Origin of the sequence: Photobacterium atrarenae, from assembly GCF_024380015.1 — a bacterium.
In the GTDB taxonomy this organism is placed as follows: Bacteria; Pseudomonadota; Gammaproteobacteria; order Enterobacterales; family Vibrionaceae; genus Photobacterium; species Photobacterium atrarenae.
On record NZ_CP101509.1, the window covers coordinates 1,293,367 to 1,312,670 of the forward strand.

Annotated in this window: 15 protein-coding genes and 1 pseudogene; 5 read left to right on the forward strand and 11 right to left on the reverse strand. The window is 48.7% G+C overall.

Annotation, left to right across the window (positions count from 1 at the left end):
* Positions 1 to 77: 77 nt before the first annotated feature.
* Positions 78 to 1,748, reverse strand: a complete 1,671-nt coding sequence (locus tag NNL38_RS21875) for an amidohydrolase (protein ID WP_255390975.1) — start codon at positions 1,746 to 1,748, stop codon at positions 78 to 80.
* 391 nt (positions 1,749 to 2,139) lie between these two features.
* Here NNL38_RS21875 and NNL38_RS21880 point away from each other — a divergent pair, with 391 nt between their 5' ends.
* Positions 2,140 to 2,613, forward strand: a complete 474-nt coding sequence (locus NNL38_RS21880) for a MaoC family dehydratase (RefSeq protein ID WP_255390976.1) — start codon at positions 2,140 to 2,142, stop codon at positions 2,611 to 2,613.
* 89 nt (positions 2,614 to 2,702) lie between these two features.
* Here the strand turns inward: NNL38_RS21880 and NNL38_RS21885 are convergent, their stop codons facing one another.
* From NNL38_RS21885 to NNL38_RS21920, 8 genes and pseudogenes are all read right to left on the reverse strand, one after another.
* Positions 2,703 to 3,353, reverse strand: a complete 651-nt coding sequence (locus NNL38_RS21885; RefSeq protein ID WP_255390977.1) for a Qnr family pentapeptide repeat protein — start codon at positions 3,351 to 3,353, stop codon at positions 2,703 to 2,705.
* Positions 3,354 to 3,479: 126 nt separating this feature from the next.
* Positions 3,480 to 3,673 (reverse strand): annotated as a pseudogene (locus NNL38_RS21890) (integrase core domain-containing protein); the annotation flags it as partial.
* A 99-nt stretch (positions 3,674 to 3,772) separates the two neighbouring features.
* Complete coding sequence (locus NNL38_RS21895) at positions 3,773 to 4,666, reverse strand: helix-turn-helix domain-containing protein (RefSeq protein ID WP_255390978.1); 894 nt, start codon at positions 4,664 to 4,666, stop codon at positions 3,773 to 3,775.
* 243 nt (positions 4,667 to 4,909) lie between these two features.
* Positions 4,910 to 6,748, reverse strand: coding sequence for a TonB-dependent receptor (locus NNL38_RS21900; protein ID WP_369414643.1), 1,839 nt, complete (start codon positions 6,746 to 6,748; stop codon positions 4,910 to 4,912).
* Positions 6,706 to 7,080 carry a hypothetical protein gene (locus tag NNL38_RS21905; RefSeq protein ID WP_255390979.1) on the reverse strand — a complete coding sequence of 125 codons (375 nt, stop codon included), beginning with the start codon at positions 7,078 to 7,080 and terminating at the stop codon, positions 6,706 to 6,708. Before NNL38_RS21905 ends, NNL38_RS21900 begins: the two co-directional genes overlap by 43 nt.
* A gap of 189 nt (positions 7,081 to 7,269) precedes the next feature.
* Positions 7,270 to 8,781, reverse strand: coding sequence for an ABC transporter ATP-binding protein (locus NNL38_RS21910; protein ID WP_255390980.1), 1,512 nt, complete (start codon positions 8,779 to 8,781; stop codon positions 7,270 to 7,272).
* A gap of 4 nt (positions 8,782 to 8,785) precedes the next feature.
* Entirely contained in the window at positions 8,786 to 9,502 is a 717-nt protein-coding gene (locus tag NNL38_RS21915; RefSeq protein WP_255390981.1) for an energy-coupling factor transporter transmembrane component T, read from the reverse strand.
* Positions 9,502 to 10,089 carry an MptD family putative ECF transporter S component gene (locus NNL38_RS21920; RefSeq protein ID WP_255390982.1) on the reverse strand — a complete coding sequence of 196 codons (588 nt, stop codon included), beginning with the start codon at positions 10,087 to 10,089 and terminating at the stop codon, positions 9,502 to 9,504. The genes NNL38_RS21915 and NNL38_RS21920 overlap by 1 nt, the downstream gene beginning before the upstream one ends.
* Positions 10,090 to 10,486: 397 nt before the next feature.
* Between NNL38_RS21920 and NNL38_RS21925 the strand changes: the two genes are divergently transcribed.
* A complete protein-coding gene (locus NNL38_RS21925; RefSeq protein WP_255390983.1) occupies positions 10,487 to 12,304 on the forward strand; it encodes an ABC transporter ATP-binding protein in 1,818 nt (605 codons plus the stop codon).
* Positions 12,294 to 14,048, forward strand: a complete 1,755-nt coding sequence (locus tag NNL38_RS21930) for an ABC transporter ATP-binding protein (protein ID WP_255390984.1) — start codon at positions 12,294 to 12,296, stop codon at positions 14,046 to 14,048. Before NNL38_RS21925 ends, NNL38_RS21930 begins: the two co-directional genes overlap by 11 nt.
* A 102-nt stretch (positions 14,049 to 14,150) precedes the next feature.
* Here the strand turns inward: NNL38_RS21930 and NNL38_RS21935 are convergent, their stop codons facing one another.
* A complete protein-coding gene (locus NNL38_RS21935; protein WP_255390985.1) occupies positions 14,151 to 15,065 on the reverse strand; it encodes a D-alanine--D-alanine ligase family protein in 915 nt (304 codons plus the stop codon).
* Between the two features lie 399 nt (positions 15,066 to 15,464).
* On the opposite strand from NNL38_RS21935, the gene NNL38_RS21940 reads away from it, so the two are divergent.
* Both NNL38_RS21940 and NNL38_RS21945 read left to right on the forward strand, forming a co-directional pair.
* The gene (locus NNL38_RS21940; RefSeq protein ID WP_255390986.1) at positions 15,465 to 16,538 is read left to right on the forward strand and encodes a calcium/sodium antiporter; all 1,074 of its coding nucleotides are present in this window, start codon (positions 15,465 to 15,467) and stop codon (positions 16,536 to 16,538) included.
* Positions 16,539 to 16,770: 232 nt separating this feature from the next.
* Positions 16,771 to 17,829 carry a GGDEF domain-containing protein gene (locus NNL38_RS21945; RefSeq protein WP_255390987.1) on the forward strand — a complete coding sequence of 353 codons (1,059 nt, stop codon included), beginning with the start codon at positions 16,771 to 16,773 and terminating at the stop codon, positions 17,827 to 17,829.
* Here the strand turns inward: NNL38_RS21945 and NNL38_RS21950 are convergent.
* Complete coding sequence (locus tag NNL38_RS21950; protein WP_255390988.1) at positions 17,817 to 18,917, reverse strand: linear amide C-N hydrolase; 1,101 nt, start codon at positions 18,915 to 18,917, stop codon at positions 17,817 to 17,819. The two genes, NNL38_RS21945 and NNL38_RS21950, sit on opposite strands and share 13 nt — an antisense overlap.
* Positions 18,918 to 19,304 lie beyond the last annotated feature (387 nt).

Genomic DNA, 19,304 nt, shown 5'->3' on the forward strand with positions numbered 1-19,304 from the left:
CGCACTTTGATTTATGCGCACTGATTTATTGCGTTTTGATTTACTGTGTTTTGAGGAGTGCGCCTGCCTCTTCTGAACTACCGCTCTGCGTCGTAGATGATATCTCCCTGTAGCACCGTCATTAAGATTGGTGTCTCTGGGATTGCGTCGATCGGCAAGCGGGTAATATCCTGCGCCAGAAAGACCAGATCGGCTGATTTCCCGATTTCAAGCGAGCCGGTGATATCACTGATCCCCAAACTTTTTGCGGCGTTAATGGTGTAGGCATCAATCGCGGCATGAATATCCGGCAACCCGGTGCTACCCATTTTCAGGCTATTGGCGATGCCCAACAATGGGTTGATATCGTGGACATTCCAGTCGCTGCTTAAGGTGACGTTGGCACCGGTCGCATAAATCGCGTTTAGATTCATCAGCGCGCGGGTGCGCCTGGCGCCGAGAAAAGCCTCTGCCCATTGATGATCGTGGTGGGCGATATAATCAGAACCAACCTGAAAATCTGCGGTGACATTGAGCTCGGCGAACCGTGGGATATCTTTCGGGCTGATCAGCTCGACATGAGTGAGTGTGTAAGGTCTTTTCGAGCCCTGATGGCGAACATGGTCAATGGCATTGAGTGACTCCCGGATTGCCCCATCGCCGATGGCATGGATATGGGCGCTGTAACCGATCTGATCCAGGGCATTCAGCCAGGTTTTCATTTGTTGCGGCGGAATATAATTGATGCCGTACGGCTCGTCAGGGATGTAAGTGTCCCGATAGGGAGCCAGGGTTTTGGCCGTTCCGTTAATGAAAATCCCATCGCTGTACATTTTGACCTGATCGGCCCACAGCAGTCGGTTGTGGTTGCCGGACTGAATTGATTTCAAAAATGCCAGTTGTGACGCCATCGGCTCGGTCGGGTAAATCCACGGTCGCAGGGAGACCCGCGCCGTTAAGGTGCCGTCTTGCGCGGCTTGCTGCCACACCTCATACCAGCCTCGTTTCCAATACAAGCGGCCGTCACCGATGGTGGTGATACCGTGTGCGGCGGCTTCTTCCAGGCCGGCCATTAAGCCATCGTAACTTTGCTGAAAAGGACGCTCCATGCTGTTCCATGCCAGCTCCATTACAATGTCGCCTGCGTTATCGAGCAAAATGCCATTCAGCTCACCGGTTGCTTCATCCTTGAGGATTTTCCCGCCCTGCGGCTCTGGCGAACGGCTGGAGAGCCCGGCGCGTTTCAGGGCTTCTGAGTTTACCCACATTGAGTGGGAGGTTTGCTCCATGATCACCACTGGCTGATCCGGGAAAATGCGGTCAATCACGGCTAAGGGGGTATCTTGGTTCTCATCATCTAAAATGGCATCCAGCGAGAAGCCGTAGCCCATCAGCCAGCTGCGTGAATTCGCTTGCTGACGACACGCTTTCAGATGCGGGACTTGCTCTGCCAGCGATGCTTCCGCGCTTAGCTCGCAGTTGCCGCCGACTTCGGAAGCGGCTTCAAACACATGATTGTGGTTATCGATAAAGCCCGGCATCACAAAGGCCTGCCCGGCATCGATGAGTTGGGTTGCCGGAGCCTGATAACGGCGTCCTTCGCTGGCTTGGCCTACAAACACAATTTTGCTGTCATCAATGGCGAGGGTATCGGCATCGGGATAGCCATAAATTTGAGCGTTGGCGATTATTACATCGGCGGGCTCTGCTGCCATCAATGGGGTACTGCATAGAATGCTCGTGATTGCTAGAAAGTGGGCTGGGCGCATGGATCTGTCCTTGGCTGTTTCACCTAATCGGGAAGTGTGATTCTGTTGGGGGCAGTTTACTGCATTGGTAAGCATTGCGGAAAATAGTGAGTATCAGGGGTTTCGGATAGTGTGTAAGTGTCTGGTCTGAACATTGTGGACAGTTGAAATCCGATGGCTTTTTGAACCAGTTTTCCGGGCGCTTCTGCGCTGTCATGGGTTCGATATCGAGTTAAATCTGGACGAGTTGATGCTGTTCATGGCTGCGCCAGGCGTTTCTTTTACTGCGAGCGCAATGGCAAATTTACAAATGCGCATGACAAGATTGTCGAAAATTTCACCGAACTCAGGCATCTTTTCGTTTTCAGCATCGCTTCAACTCATCGCTTTAGCTTTCAAAAGGAAATGATTCATGGAAAACGGAAATAGCATGATGCGATCAGAGCAGACCTCAAGCTTGTATCTTGAAGATCTGGCTGTCGGGCAGGAATTTCTGAGTAAAGCGCATCAACTGGATGCCGAACAGATCATCGCGTTCGCGAGTGAGTATGATCCGCAGCCTTTCCACCTCGATCCTGAAGCCGCCGAGGATACCTTGTTCCAGGGGCTCGCCGCGAGCGGTTGGCATACGGTGGGGATTACGATGAAACTCTTAGTGCAAAGTATCCCACTCGCTTGCGGGCTGATTGGTGTCAACAGCGCTGTGAGCTGGCCCCGGCCCGCTCGGCCCGGAGATATCCTACGAGTTAAAAGTCGGATCGTTGAAATAAAGCCGTCGCAGTCCCGACCGGATCGTGCCATTGTTCAGATCCACAGTCTCACGTTGAATGGTGCGGATGAAGTTGTTCAGGAATTGACGGCAAAGTTAATGGTGTTCAGGAAGTAGCGCCTGATCAGACAGCCGTACAAGCGATCCGAAAATGTGGGTTTCCGGAATTTTGGATCGCTTGTTGCGAGTTTTACCCTGTGAACTTGCTACAGGATCACCAGCCCTAAAGGTGATAAGAGCTGTTCTTGTTGCCAATCACAGATTTTGACGCCGAAAAGCGACACCTGACGAACATCCAGTCCTTCCAAATCGACATGGGTTAAGTCGCATTCTTCCAGATTGAATTGATCCCATTGATCGGAACTGAACTCACCGCGGGATAAGTCAGAGCCTTTGAAACTCGCGCCGGATAGATTGGCGTCACTCCAGCGGTTTTCAAACAAATCGCATTTCTCAATGATGACCCGTTCAAAGTTACTGTAAGCCAGATTGCATCCGGTGATAAACGCAGAGCAAAAGTAAACGGTATGGCTGACATGGTTGGCGAAACTCGCGCGCTGAAAATTGGCACCTTTCAAATCGCATTTTCGCAGCTCCAGGCCAAAGCAGTCGGCATGGCTGAAGTTACACATCGCCAGCATACAATTGCTAAAGCTGGCATCCTTGAGGTCGGCGGACCGAAAGCTGCAGCCTTCGAGGGATTTGGTGTCGATAAACTGGCAATCGGTGAACTTTGCATCCTTTAAATCAGCATGGTCGAAGTCGCACTTGAAGAAATGGCAACGCTTGAATGTGTGGCCTTGTAGATCCTGTCTAGAGAAATCATGTTGTCGAAATGTCAGATCCGTTTGAATCACATTTTTCTCCTATGGGGCCATCGGTGATTTTAAGAGAAAGCATCGTATCTGATGTTTGGGTATTGATCACTTAAAAATATGGTGATTTGGTAATCCTCCCATTTTAACCGCAGTAACAAGTAGAAGTTAAGCTGCCATCAAAGGTGGCTTACCTCCGTTGGCCTGATGTGCCGCTTATGATTGTAGAATCATAATCATTTTATTGCGTATCTCTGAGCTTCTTCAAGTGAGTTAAACAGGTCTTTGCTTACCCAGCTATATCTCATCGTATGATTATGACGCTCAATATACGCGTTTTGCTGTGGATTGCCTGTCTGAATGTTAATATTTCTGTTATTTAATTCTGGGTTTACCTACATTCTATTGTCTCTTTATTTGGTTAGAGGATAGTAGAAATTGTTGTAGGTATTTCTTTTTTATCATGCGCATTGTTTTCTTGATGGAATAATTTCTTTTCTAGCCTCTTTGGGCTTGATATTAAATTCTTTACTAAAGGCAGCGCTAAAATGACTGACATTACTGTAGCCTAAGATCATGGCTGTTTCAGTAACGTTATTATCCTTTAACAATGGCATTGCTTTTTTCATGCGCTCTTTTTGAAAGTGGGCATAAATACTGTCGCCGTACAGGTGCTTAAAGCCTTTTTTAAGCTTACATTGATTTAACCCTACGACATTTGAAATATCAGCAATAGTGGGGGCGATACTGAGGTCTTTAAGTAGATAATTACGGGCTGACTCTAATTGATATTTTTCTCGGATAGAAAGTCCTTGGTTATTTTTTCTTTCATTGAAAGCGTCAATTTGCCAGTGAATAAACTCTAATACCGCAGAGTGTAATAGCAGTTTACAGGTTGGCCTTTCAATTAACGAGGCAATATGGCTGGCCGTGGACTTCAGCTTTATATTGTTACAAGGAGACTTAATGAAAAAAACCACATCGTGCAAATCAATGCCGAGAAAGTGTTTTTCAACCAGAGTTGCAAGTAGTTCTGGTGTGATCATAATATCCAGATTACAAAATGAAGGTGAGTTCATTAAATGAAATGGCTCTCCACAGGAAAAACCCATAATTGCATCACCTTCATTTAACTCTATCAATGTATCACGTACTCTGGCTTTAAATCGGCCTTCCAATAGATAATTTAGGTGTATGTATTTATCATCACTTGGAAATGAGCCATTAAGGCAATTACAGCTAGAATGACAAATAGATACAGCTAATCCGGGCTGGATAGTAATATTTTTCTCTTCACTTAGATATTGCTGTGCCATTTGGGCTAAAGGTAATACAGTCAAATCATTGGAGCACATAGCTAAATGCTGTCCTTAGTTTATAGTTTTTCCATCAATTAAAAAGCGTTACAACATAACAAGGCTGATACTACCAAAAATAACAACGCCATGTAAATGAAATTTATTCTCATTCAAAAAGGGGTGAAGTCAGTAGAGACAACAGAAAATATGAGTCAATCGGGGAAAAATGGCCGGATATGACCAAACCAATTCAGTGCCAATAAACAGGACCTGCCTTAGACAGGTCCTTATTCTGGTTGCTTAGTAGTAAGCGTTGAACGTCAGACCAAAGCTTTGTGGGTCGCTGGCTTCGACGGTATGGCCGGAGCCAAAGTCGAACTCTACGGTGGAGTAATATTCATCGAGCGCATTCTTCGCCCACAGGTAGACATCCCAGTCCTGGGCTTCAACTCCCAGCTTAACATTGACGAGTTGGTATGGGTCTTGTTGGAGGGTGTTCAGGCTATTGAAGTAGTACTCGCCGACATGAATGACATCCAAACGGCTGAACAGTGACAGCTGCTCCGTCAGCGGACGGGTGTTCTGCAAGGCGAAGTTGGCTGTTAGCTCAGGGGTGTTAACCATCTTATTGCCGCTGCAGCTTTGCAAGCTGGTCATAGCGCAGTTCTCGTAGTCTTTGTACTCAGCATTGGTATAGCTGCCGCCAAGTTCCATCAACCAGCCGGGTGCCGGAGTGTAACGGGTTTCAAATTCAATACCCTGGCTGCGGCCACGGCCGGCGTTATCTGTCATGATGGTATTGGTGCTCTGAACCAGTTGCTGGACCTGCTGATCTTTGATGTCGATATAGAACAGGGCCGTACTGAGTTCAAGTGAGTTGTCGAGGAATGATGCCTTGTAGCCCAGCTCGTAGTTGGTGCTGGTTTCAGAATCGTATGTTGGATCGTCCTGGTTCGGATACAGGTGATCAAAACCGCCGGCACGGTAGCCTTGGCTGATAGTCCCGTAGATCAAGGCACTGCTGTCAGGAGCGTAAGAAACCCCCGCTTTTGGCAGCCACTCGTTAAAGTCCTTGTCACCCTGGATGTTGACGCTCGGGCTGCTCTGGTTATTGGACTGGATATCGGCATTGCGTTTTTCCATATCAACCCGTAGACCTGCCGTTAAGGTCAAACGCTCAGTCAGACTGTAGTCAACCTGACCGAAGGCTGCGTACCCTGAGTTTTCCTTTTCCACATTGGTATAGTCGGTGTAAGGGCCTCCCCAGCCAATGGCTGTATAGTCGAGCATGTTGGTGCTCTTGGTTTTGTATTCGGCATAGTAGCCGTAAAGGCCAGCCAGCCACTGCAAATCGCTCGCGGTGTTTGAGGCCCAGCGTAGTTCTTGCGAGAACTGCTTCTGCTCTTCTTTGGCTATGTTGTGGTAGATATAGTTCGTCTGGCTGCTGGCATCCTGGTCGGCAGAGTTGTAGCTGTCCCAATCGCGCCAACCGGTGATGGAGGTGAAATCAAAACGGCTGAACTCGTTTCTCATCACGAGTGTAATACCGTAGGCATCGCGGTTATCTTCACCGTCATAGTCATGGTCGACTTTGTCCGGGTTGTTTTTGATAAAGGCTGCACTCCCCAGAGCATACGAATCGCCACGCAGTCGCTGGAAATCAAGAATAAGGTCAGACTCAAAGGTATAGGTCGGCTCCCAACGTAGTTTTGCGCGTGCAACAAAGTCCTCTCTGGCACCGTAGTCTTTACCGTTATGGATGTTGGTCAGGTGGCCATTGTTATCGGTAAAGGCAAGGCTCAGTCCACCGTATAGCTGGTCTTCGATCAGGGGAGTATTCACGCCGACACTGACCTTACGGCGCTCAAGGGTATCAGCAGTGACGGATACGCGGGCATCAGTGAAATTGTCTGGTTTTTTGGTGATCACGTTGATGATACCAGCCAGAGAGTTACCACCATAAAGCGTTCCCTGAGGCCCACGTAGTACCTCAATACGTTCGACATCAGTGAGATCTAGGTCAAACATACCGTTACTGGTATAGTTAACCCCATCGACATAAAAACCTACGGTAGGATCGGTGAATAGGCCCGGACCTATACCCCGAATGAAGATGTTGTTTTCTCGCGAGCCCCCCAGGTAAAAATGTGCAGGTTAGGTACATGTTGGCTCAGCTCTGTAATGGAGCTGATCTCGGCATCTTTCAAATCCGAGTCGGTAATTGCGGAAACACTGGAGCTAACATCCATGATGTCGGCATTACGTTTTTCGGCAGTAACCGTGATGACCTCCAGTTCCGAAGATTGACTTTCTGTCTTTTCGTTGGTGTTGGCCAGTACATTGGGTGTTGTGCTGATAGCGCTGCAGAGAAGCCCTGTTTTCACTAGTAGCGCGAGTTTATTGATGTTGTGTGTGTGGGGTGGTTTATTTAAGACTGATAGACCCTGACCCCGTAATGGTGCGGCTTGCATACCTCTCGTACTCCTTGCAATAGCAACATGTTGTTATTGATAATCATTCGCGCAATTGTCTTGGTTGAGAGGATCTGCTGCTACCCGAAAGAGATATTTCAAACCCGAAACGGATAGATTTGTTACCAAAAAGAATCGCCACCGGAAGGTGGCGGTTATTAGGAAGCGGGAATCAATAGCGGTTTTGATTTAGGCAATGAGTGTGCTTAACTTCTGAAATGACCGAAGCTCAGCTAGCAATTGCTGACCTTGATCTGCCCCAACATCAAACTGTGATTTCAAATAGCCAGATTCAAGCACCAGCACTTGTTGGCTTACTTGGGCAATAAACTCAGGGTCATGGCTAATCACTACAACAGTTCGGTTGCAGCGGCAGGCGTTCTGGATAAGTTCGGCAAGTGCTGCCATATTGCGCCAGTCCAACCCGCTGGTAGGCTCATCTAACAGCAGCAATTCGCGTTCACTGGCTAAGGCGGTTAACAGTGCCAAACGCTGTTGTTGGCCTCGAGACATTGCTAACGGGTGTGTATCGGCTAATTCTTCTAACCCTACCTGTTGTAGCCACTCGCGCGCGCCTTGCTCGGAAGGCTCCGGCATACTAAGCTGGATTTCTTCTAACACTGAATCGGCTATCAACTGTTGATGAACGTGTTGGGATACAAAAAAACTGTGCCGCTGACGTGCTCGCCAACGCCATTGTGTTTGATTGTCGCTAAGCACCACTTTGTCACGGTGCTGTCCGGCAAGCACCTTCATTAAACTGGACTTACCTGCGCCGTTTGCACCGATAATGGTCGTCACCTGCCCCTTAGGTAAAGAGAGTGACGGCATATCAAGCCACACCTGTCCGTTTCTGCCTAATCGAATGGGTGATAACCGATAGCTATCGTCAGGCCGGCTTGCTGCTGAAGCTGAGCAGCAAAGGTCGGCAAAATGGGCGGGCCGTAACCCCTGTTGTTCTAAGGCGTGGCTCGAGCGAGAAAAGAATTGCTCCCCGGTCATCGTGTCCTGGATTTGACCTTCGGCCATATGAAACACGCGATCAACCAAGCCATTTAGGTAATATAAGCGATGCTCGGCGATAAGAATCGTCTTACCTTGCGTACGCCACCGCTGAATCGTCGCGCGTAACATGGCGATGCCCTCTGCATCTAAATTAGCTGAGGGTTCATCAAGTACATACACATCAGGGTTCAACATGCTGGCCGAGGCACATGCCAGTTTCTGTTGCTGGCCACTAGAGAGATCAAAGATAGACTGGGGTAATTGATCCTGTAATGAAAACTGCTCGGCAACCTCAGCAAGGCGCTGGTTGATTGATGCAACTGGATAGCTTTGATTTTCGAGAGCAAAGGCCAGTTCATCCTCCACTGTGGTGGCGAAGAACTGGCTTGATGGATTTTGAAATACACTGCCAACTTGCTTTGCCATTAATGCCAAATTAAAGTGCTCGAGGGCTTTCCCCTGAACTTGAATACTTCCTTCTACATCAGCATCAAAATAGTGCGGAATTAAGCCATTTGCTAGTCGCAGCAATGTACTTTTGCCACAGCCAGATGCACCGCAAAACAGAACGACTTCACTTTTGGCTATCTGCAAGTCAATGTTTTTAAGGCTCCAGCACGCAGTATCGTGATGCTCGTAGCGTACGCTGACATTGCGCAAATTTAGCAACTCGGTGTTTGAAGTAACTGAATTCATAAACCTACCCGAACAACAAAGAGATGAACAACAAACAAAGAGGCAAGGTTACGATCGTCAACACAAGGTAGTCGTGCCAAGAAAATGTTAGTGATTGACGTTCGCTGCGCTTTACTGAGGCAGATAACCCGCGGCTTAACGCAGCTGCTGATAATTCTTCACCGATGCGAGTGGTGTTGATCAGAAGCGGCAGCAGTCTTAAACGGATGATATGTTTGAAACGTAAGCCGCGCATTGCCAAGCTTTTTTCAATGGCAATGGCTTCGGAGAAAAAGGTCGGAAAGAAACGAAATACAACAGCGAGTGGAATCGTCATTTGTTGCGGCAGGCCAAGCTTACGGCAAGCTGCCAAGAATTCGCTCACTGTCGTCGTTGAGACGAGATATATACCCGAAAATATCGCGGGCAGAATTCGCGTAAACACTCCGACTAATACCAGCAGCATGGAGTTAGTTAAACCCTCTGTGATGGGCACCAGTACATAGGCTATGTATAGACAGGTGCTGTATATTGCACCATAACATCCGGCTAAATATAAACGTCCTTCTAGTCCTAAAAGCAATAAGGGGATGACTGCCAATAGATAGGTTGATGAGCGAACCCAGGCATGGCTGCCGGCTACCCCGCTGACCACAAATACGCTGATGCTGAGTAACAATAAAATCTTGGTTCGTGGATCGAGACTGAATCGCCGTTGCAAAGAGTGGCTGTTCAATCGCATTAAACAATACCTGCGCGTTTGAATTGAATGGAACAAACTCGTTTACCGATCACACTGCCAATAGCACCACACAAAATGCACGTTATAAATAAAAACGGCAGTGACCACATGGGTAATAAGGCTTCTAACTGCTGCGCGTAAGACTCACTATAACCTTGTTTCAACATGGCAAAGTATTCTTCGCGACCCACAAAGAAGGGGATAAAGTTTCCAATTACCCAACCACTAAACAAGGTGTATCCACACAAGCTCAATTTCGGGCTTTTGTATTGTCCGAGTGCAAGTACGAGGTCTGCGATTAAGCCAAACAACAAGCCAGTGAGGCAAGCCCAATAGCCCATACCTGCGATAAACATTAATATCCCATTGATGGAGCCTAGTAACGTCACCATTCCGAACTTGTCAACCCGCGTCAGGAACAGCATGAACGGAATACCACCGAACAAAGCGGGAATGACCGCAAGCAAAGGAATAAAAACGGGGATAAAACCTAAAAAACCGATAACGATCATGATGAAGAAATACAGAACCGAGTAGATTCCGACATTGATCAGGTCTTTAGCCGTTAGGCGAGCTTGTTGATTCATTTTTTATTCCCAAGAATTATTTAGATGAAGATGCCTAATCAGAAGTACGCCTGATTGGGGTTCGGCAGATCCGCTGTTGGTCATGTCTTCGTTGGCGGAATATTAAGGCCTTCTGACAGGCTGCTAAGGTTCGCCCTGTGCCTGTTCCAGATAAATTTCAGCAATTATGTAAGCCGCGAACAAATGGAACTACCCGCATCGGGCGAAAAAGCCCCGACTAGGGTGAATGAGAGCATTCTGATCAGGAATGGGAATGTCCGCATCGGGTTAAGTTCTCCTTATTCTTTAGCCCATTGAACCGATTGGGGCAGACGGCGACTGATCTGGGTAGCTTGTGATTAGATCGAAATTTATGATCTGCCGGATTGTTTCCTGTTGCTGTGAAGGACTGACAACGATGTCTAATTTGGAAGATGACACTGGCTGGCTGACGTTATGGCGAATGGTAAAAGTTCGGCAAGGGTGTCTTTCTGCGTCGCTGATATTTACCTGTTTTGCCGCGTTGCTTGAGTTGCTGCCTTTCTGGCTTGTTTTTCAGGCAATGGAAGTTGTGCTCGGATACTACCAGCAATATCTTTCTTCCCCCGAACTGACAACCGCGCTCTATCACTCAGCGTTATGGATGATGGCGGCTCTGGCGGCAAAGACGATGGCGTATGCGCTAGCATACGGACTGAGCCATAAGGCTGCATTTGGCATTTTGACTCATACCCGCCGCCTTCTTGTAACTCGCCTGGCCTGGGCACCGGTACATTGGTTGCAAAAGTACCATTCTGGCCAGTTGAAGCTGGCTGTGCTCCAGGATGTCGAGCGGGTGGAAAATTTCGTTGCCCACCATACGGTAGAAGTGTCGGTGTCGGCCATTGGTCCGGTGGTGGTAACCGGCTATTTGCTCTGGGTGGACTGGCGTCTGGCTCTTGCTAGTTTGCTGGTTGCACCGCTGGCGGTGTTCAGTTCAATGCTGGTGATGCGCGGGATGGATCAACTCTATACCGAGTATCACCAGGCATCGGTAAGCCTCAATCGCACCACGATAGAGTACCTGCGTAACATGCCGGTGATGAAACTGTTTCAGCAAGACAGCCGTCGCTTTAAAGCGATGATGGACAGTCTCGATCAGTATTACAGCATGGTGGCGAAGATTACCAAAGTGACTGTGCCCAGGTGGGCAATGTTTACCTGCTTGCTGGGGGCAAACCTGCTGGTAATTTTGCCTGTTGCGATGGCGCTCTATCAGGCTGGTGAAGTGCGTTTGCTCGATGTTCTGATGGCGGTACTGCTTGGGGCCGGAATGCTACGTCCCTTGCTTAAGATCAGCAATTTTTTTACTGAAATTAAAGAGGTGCTGGCCGGCGTTAAACGACTCGCCCCGATCATGGCAGCGCCAACAACCGAGAATACATCACAACTAACGGCGCTGGAGACACCTTTGCAAGTGACCTTTAAAGATGTTTCGTTTGGCTATGATGACTTGCCGGTGCTGAATGGTCTCAATCTGGCCCTGGCGCCGGGGACAACCACTGTGCTGATGGGGCGATCCGGGGGCGGAAAATCGACTCTGGCCCAGTTGCTGGCAGGTTTGCTGGTACCTGATAGCGGCGAGGTGCTGGTCAACGGGGTGCCTGTCTCGTCATTGGATAACCAACAGCGCGCGTCACTGATTGCTGTGGCTTCGCAGGATGTGTTTTTGTTTAAAGGGACAATTCGAGATAACCTGCAACTGGCACGTGACGGTATTACTGAGGAAGATATGCACCAAGCCGTCACCGTGGCACAAGCGCAGGAACTAATTCAACGCTTGCCGGAAGGCTATGATACGCAACTGCAGGAGCAGGGTGTTCGCCTGTCTGGTGGTGAAAAACAGCGTATTGCATTGGCTCGGGCGTTGCTCGCCGATACGCCTATCCTGGTACTTGATGAGGCTACTGCGTTTGCCGATAGCCTGACCCAAAAAGCATTCTATCACGCATTGAAAAAGCACTATCCGGAGAAGACGGTGCTGGTAATTGCCCATCGTACGTACGGCCTTGAAAGTGCGGATCTTATCGGCATCATTGAAGACGGACTCATTCAGTTACAGGGTAATCATGCTCATCTTCTGGGTACCAGTGATTACTACCGGCAGATCTGGCAGCTTCAAAACGACACTGATAATTGGTCTATCGGTGTTGTTAAACGCCAATCAGTTGCAAAGGAGGTCGTCCATGCAGGCTGATAGTATTTTGGGCGTTATTCTGCGGGTGATTCAACGCAGTGAGCGTTCTTCCGCGCAACTGTTGAGCGGAATGATTTGGCGTATTGCCGAGCGTTTGCTGGATGTGTTACCGATGCTGGTCTGTTTCTGGTGGCTGCAGGCTGTATTGATGGCTGACGTTGGTGGCACTGGCGAGGTGACGCCTTCGATCGCTATGGTAACGGCATTGCTGGTGGGTATTTTTTCTCTTCAGCTATTTTGTGCAATACATGGACAGAAAAATAGCTTTCTCGGTAGTTATTCTATCATGGGGGGATACAGAGAGAAGCTACTTGATCGGGCGCACCAGTTGCCGCTGGGCGCGCTGTATCGTTATCGTACCGGCCAGCTGACCGATATGGTGACTGACGATGTTCTGCGGGTCGAAAACATTTTCACCCATTTGGTGATTGAGGTACTGACTACCTTATTGATCCCCGTAGTGCTGGTTGCGGGGTTGATGTGGGTTGATTGGCAGCTGGCGCTCAGCCTGATTATCGGTATGCCGTTTGCCTTCTGGGTGTTGCAGGTGACACGCAAGCTGTTTGTCCGGATGAGCCAGGATAAACAAGCGGTGTATCGCGATACATCAGGTCTGATTGTTGAGTTTGTGAGTGGCATCAAGACGTTGCGGTTCTATCATCGCGCTGAGCTGTGGCTGGGCAAGCTTTATCGTCATTTCGATGAGATGATCCGTATGTCGATTAAGGTTGAGCAATGGGGGGCCGTCCCGGTTGTGCTTTACCGGCTGTTGCTTGAGCTCGGGTTGGTGGTGTTTTTCCTGATTGCAGCGAATAAGATAGACGCCGGTAGCGCGAGCCCGTTGACGTTGCTGCTGTTTATGCTGCTTGCCCATCGCGTGATCTCTCCCTTGCTCGAAATGGGCCAGCATCTGACCATACTACGTTATGCAGTGCAGTGTGAAGGAAAGCTGCAAGGGCTTTATGATGAGGCGTTGTTGAGTGAGCCTGAGAAAGCTGCCGGGATCACCGAGTATTCAGTTTGTTTCGACGGGGTGAGTTTTGGTTATGAGTCAATGCCAGTACTGCACAACATAAGTTTTACTGCCCGGCACCAGGCCGTGACGGCGATTGTCGGGCCTTCCGGTAGCGGCAAGAGCACCGTGATGAACCTGCTGGCACGCTTCTACGATCCGGATCAGGGCACTATCAGAGTCGGGGGTAAAGACGTCAAGGCGTTGGGTTCTGAAGGGCTTTACCAGCACATCAGCATGGTATTCCAGCAAGTGCAGTTATTTGACGGCACCATTATGGACAATGTGCGCATTGGTCGGCCGTCGGCCAGCGATGAAGATGTGTTTGCAGCTTGTAAAATGGCATATTGTGGAGAATTCATTAACCGGTTACCGGCAGGCTATCAGACACTCATTGGTGAGAGTGGAGCCAGTTTGTCTGGTGGTGAGAGGCAGCGACTTTCTATTGCCCGGGCACTGCTGAAAGATGCGCCAATCATCTTGCTTGATGAAGCCACAGCCTCTGTCGATGCCATTACTCAGCACTATATCCAGCAAGCGTTATCCGAGCTGGTGAAAGATAAAACCGTGATTATGATAGCCCATCGCCTGAGCACTATTCGGGATGCCGACCAAATTTTGGTGCTCGATAGTGGGCAGTTGGTTCAGCGAGGGTGTCATGATGAGTTGCTTAAGCAAGAGGGACTATATCAGGAATTGTGGTCTGCCCAGAATGGCGTGCTGACGACTTAGCTGGGGGGAAGCTTTGCTAGAAACGATGACGTTTTGAAGTAAAGCCTGATCCCGTTAGAGTGGGGGGCAGGCATTCTATTATGGCTAGATTGCCAGTGGCAGTTACTTGACGTAGTCAAACGTTGCAGAACTGAGCAGTTTTTCTATGACGCCTTCAAAGCTGATCCCCGCTTGTTTCGCGGCCATCGGGAATACACTGCGCGTTGTCATCCCGGGGACAGTATTCATTTCAATGAGATAGATTTCGCCATCTTCATCAAGGAAAGTGTCAATACGACCCCAGCCCCGGCAGCCAAGAACTTGATAGGCCTTGAGGGCGATGGCTTGCATTTGCTGCTCTTGTTCCGGTGTCAGATCGGATGGGCAGTGGTAGGTCGCTGTCTCATTGCCAAATTTGGCATTCCAATCGAAGAAAGTCTCTGATTTGATTTGGACGACTGGTAAGGCTTGGCCGTCCAGAATGGCACAAGTGTATTCGCGTCCCTGAATAAAGGCTTCAACGATAACTTCTTCATCATATTCAAATGCAGCAGTCAGTGCCGAAAATAAGTCTTGCGGGTTATCGGCTTTCGTGACGCCCAGGCTGCACCCTTGGTTTAACGGTTTTACAACCACAGGATAGGAGAGCTTGGAAAGTGTCTCTTTGATTGCGTCGGAAGGTGTGTTTTTGTTTACAGTTATCCATTCAGCCGTGTTGAGGCCATTGGCTTTCCAAATCTCTTTGGTTTTGTGTTTATTTAATGACGTAGAAGAGGCAAGCAACCCACTGCCGGTATATGGAATTTTGAGCATATCGCACAGTGCTTGAATATGACCGCTTTCACCGATACCACCATGTAAAGCGATAAATATGCGATCAAGATTGAAGAAACCCTGCAGGGTCACATCAATGTGGCGAGGATCAATTTTAATCGCTTCATACCCCAGAAGTTCCACAGCCTTGGCGATACATTCGCCTGATTTAAGTGAGACAGAACGTTCACTTGAATCGCCGCCGTTTAGAATACCAATTCTCAAATTCTTACCACTATTGATAACTAGATACAATTTGGGTGAATGATATTGATAAAGATGTTAATTTGCAACACTTAAGGCTTTGTTTTTGAAGGCTTAAATATGTTAACCAGATAAATTGAGACTTAAGTGAGGTATGACCAGTCAGGCTGCATGGGCAAGCTCGGCGCTGGCCGCAAGTGTTTCCGATTCGGTGAATCAGGGCCGTCCGGGAAAAACTCCGGCGCTTAGCCCGGCGTATTCTCATCTTGTGGTTTGATAAATGTGACACGGTTGCGCTATCGCAATTATCTATACTATCCCGGCAGGGCCCGTAGCGATCGCGATACGCCATAGAATATGCATGCTATCGAGTCGCGTCTCTGTGCTTCAAACAGGCCCGCCACGATAGCGAGGTTACAGTTGGACTATTTATTGATGATCATCGGCTTGCTCCTGCTCATCGGCGGGGCAGACGGCCTAGTGAAAGGTGCTGCCCGACTCGCCGAAAGAATGGGGATCCCCAGCTTGGTGATCGGCTTAACCGTGGTCGCATTCGGAACCAGCGCCCCGGAGCTGGCCGTCAGCATTCGCGCTGTCCTCACGGGTCAGCGTGAAATGGCTATGGCGAATGTTGTGGGGAGCAATATCTTTAATGTCTTGTTCATTCTGGGGCTCTCGGCCATGATTATCCCCCTCACCATTTCCAGGCAGTTGATTCGTCAAGACGTGCCGGTCATGATCCTCACCAGTGCACTCGTGCTCTCTATGGCAATTGATGGGCAGCTCAGCCGGGGGAATAGCGCCGTACTGGTTGTGCTGCTCATGGGGTATACGGTGTTTTTATTTGTTCAGGGCAAACGGACGGAGCATCTGAAAACGCCAGTATCAAATCGCGATGCTGGCACCGAGCCCACGGAGAACATGTCCCCGGTCTGGCACAGCATACTATGGCTGGCCGTCGGACTGAGTTGCCTGATCTTGGGGGCGAATGTATTGGTCGGTAGTGCGGTAAATATCGCGAGAGTCTTTGAGATCAGTGAAGCTGTCATCGGGCTGACAATCCTGGCCATCGGGACCTCATTACCCGAGGTTGTCACCTCAATCGTGGCCAGCCTCCGAGGCCAACGTGATATCGCGGTGGGGAATGTGGTGGGCAGCAATACCTTTAACTTATTGGCTGTGCTTGGCATTTCAGGTCTAGTCAGTGAGCAGGGGCTGACTGGCAGCCTCCAACTCGTGCAGCAGGATTTTCCCATCATGCTGGCTGTCGCTTTACTGTGCTTACCGTTTTTTTTCACCGGCGCATCCCTGAGCCGTGTCGAAGGCGGGCTCTTCTTCAGTTTATACCTGCTCTACAGTGCATTTTTAATCGGTATGACAACCCAGGCCCAATGGCTCAGTCCACTCAAGTTATTCATCTGCTACTTCTGTGTACCAGTGACGGTATTGACGGTTACCGGCTCACTGATCCGTGACTTGCGAAAAAGAAGATAGGGGCCCCCGCATCCGGGAGATGACTTCCATCACTAAAATCAAATAAAACCAATAACCCAAAAGTGCTATATCTGTGGATGAAATCCAGCATTTTTCAGTCTTAAAAACTATCTCTCAGGAAATCGGTAACACGCTATACATCTGATACATATATCCGATATCATTTCTATCAATAGATGATTCTTGGGAATCAAAAATAATGATAAGACCAGCCCACAGCAAGAGGTTTCCCGTGTTCACTGCTTGGATAGAACAATGGCTGACGCTAAAGTCAGATGATGAACGCTACAAAGATTACTCCTTTTTAATTATGGCGCTGTTGGTCCTGGTCCTGACCAATGCGTACTTCCTGTACTACAACATCTTTGTCGTTCCCAACACCTTCATGCGTCATACAATGTCGGTTGCAACTCTCTCATGCTTGGTCAGTTTGTGGCTGATGAAAGGTCGGCGAGCACCGACAGCGGCGGCATTGATTATGCAGTTGGACATCACGTTTTCGAGTTTTTTCTTGGTGTTGGCAGCGGGACACCACGAGTTTGCACTGGCCTTTATGTTTTTAACACCTGTGGTTTCGATGTTTATTCTGGGTTACAAAAGAGGAGCCTGGTTTAGTTTGGCCACCTTTATCGGAACCGCGGCCTTTACCCTATCGACCATGGACACCTGGGGCGCTGCGCGCTTTGAGCCAATTAGCTTTATTCATTTTACGGCAGTTTATCTGTTTCTGTTTATTGTCGGTTTTTTTTATGACTCGAGCCGCCGCCAGACTTTAGCTGCCTTGCGGGAGTCGAATCAAAAACTGCAAGCTTTGGCGACGCAAGACCCTTTAACAGGATTAGTCAATCGACGCTACCTTGATGATTATTTGCTTGACTCCAAAACTATACGCTGGATAGCTATTATTGATGTGGACGACTTCAAGCAGGTCAACGATGTTTTCGGCCACCATGTCGGCGACTCCGTGCTATCTACCGTGGCCCGTTGCCTCGAGCACGTTGCGCACTCCGGTGATGTGGTTGGGCGTTGGGGGGGAGAGGAGTTTTTGTTTTCCATCAATGAAATGGATGCTTTCAAGGCCCAGAAAAAAGTGGCTGACTTATTGCGGCAAGTATCGGCGCATGATTTCGGTATCGGACGTCCTGTGACCGTCAGTATCGGTTTGGCGCTTCATCAGCCAGGGCAGCATAGAAGTGCGCTGTTGCTCGCTGATGAAGCGCTGTACCGGGCGAAAGCCTCAGGCAAAAACCAGTTCTGCCTTGCGAATGACAAGTTCGATTACGCAATATGAAGCGGGTTGTATTTCACCGGTGTCATATCCTGCATGATATCACCCATGGTTTGGGATGCCCTGAATTGTGCGTCCAGCGTGATAGCTCGCGCTTGTTTCAGTGATTTAGGGATCTCCACCCAAACCGTTTGAATATTATTGTTACTCTGCAGATAGTAGCGTTTGTGATGGCAATCACTGATGTTGGTCCACAAAGTAAATGAGTTAAACGTAATCCCGGCTTTTTTCTCGAGGCATTCTTCCAGGTTCATTGGATGGAGCGCTTCAAAGCCTTGCGGGACCTTGCAAGGTGAGATCATCGCGCCTACCTGGGCGACACGGTCAACGTTCTGCAGGTCCGTATTTTGTAGCATACGATAGTAACTGGCGCGTTCGAAACGCTGCACGGATGTATGCCCGCCGGGAACTGTAAAGACCGGGGTGTTATTTAAAGTGTCGGTCTGATTCCACTGATAGCGCCAGTATGTCGCGAGTTCGAGCTGGGTCTGATAATCCGGCTCGTTGGTCATAACTGTATTCTGACGATCATGATAGATGGTCAGTTTGCCCTGATGCACTTCCAGAATGGCTGAATCCCCCCGGTGATCAGAGATCGCCGCATGCAATTGTGCGGGCGCGTTCGGGTCTCCGGGAACATTGCTGCCGAACAGGCAAATATCAATTTCTCGGGCGGGAGAAGAAAAATAGCTCACCACTTCCTGAACACTGGCAAACCGGTCAAGGATAAATTGTCCCCAACGCAGTACACTCAGCCCTTTTTCATTCTCGGTTAACGGGCCTTGATGAAAACTGCTATTGGTATCGTAGAGCACATTGGCGACAAGCCCTTTTTCATTCATTCCGTCACAGAAACCAAAACCGTTGTCCTGGTCACCGAGCAACGTGGCAACACTGGTGTACTTGACCTTCCATTTCAGTACTTGGCTTTTGCATAAGCCTTCTTTTTTCCGTTCAGATTTACTCATGCCTATTGCCTGTCCACCGGCTGGAGTTAGCAACAGGGTCGCATTCAGATGAAACTCCCAATCCATGTTGCGAGCCACGGCGACGTGCTTGTTGTCAATATTGTTGAGAATGCGAGTACACATATCTATCTGTTTTCCTTGTTGTTAGATAGTACAAACGCCAGTATGGGAAGTTATGGCCACTAAAGTCAAATCTATCAATTTCTTGGCAAGTGCCACTTGCTGGGGAAATTCGTAGCTTTGGCATACTTACGCAGAGGAAGGCTCATGTTAAATTGCGCTAATTGAGGTTTCTTGCTGCAATGATCTGCTGGCTACGATATCTATTTCGCTCCACACAGCGATAGAAAACAGTTCCGAATATAAAGCGAATTTTATCAGTACGTAGCATTATCCCTTTTGCTGTAAAGTCGCCATGACACCTAGCAACTTGGGTGTGGGCAAATCTGTTCAGGGTTAGAATCGCTTTTAGTTGTTAATGACACAATGATCAGTAACCTATGTAAATTT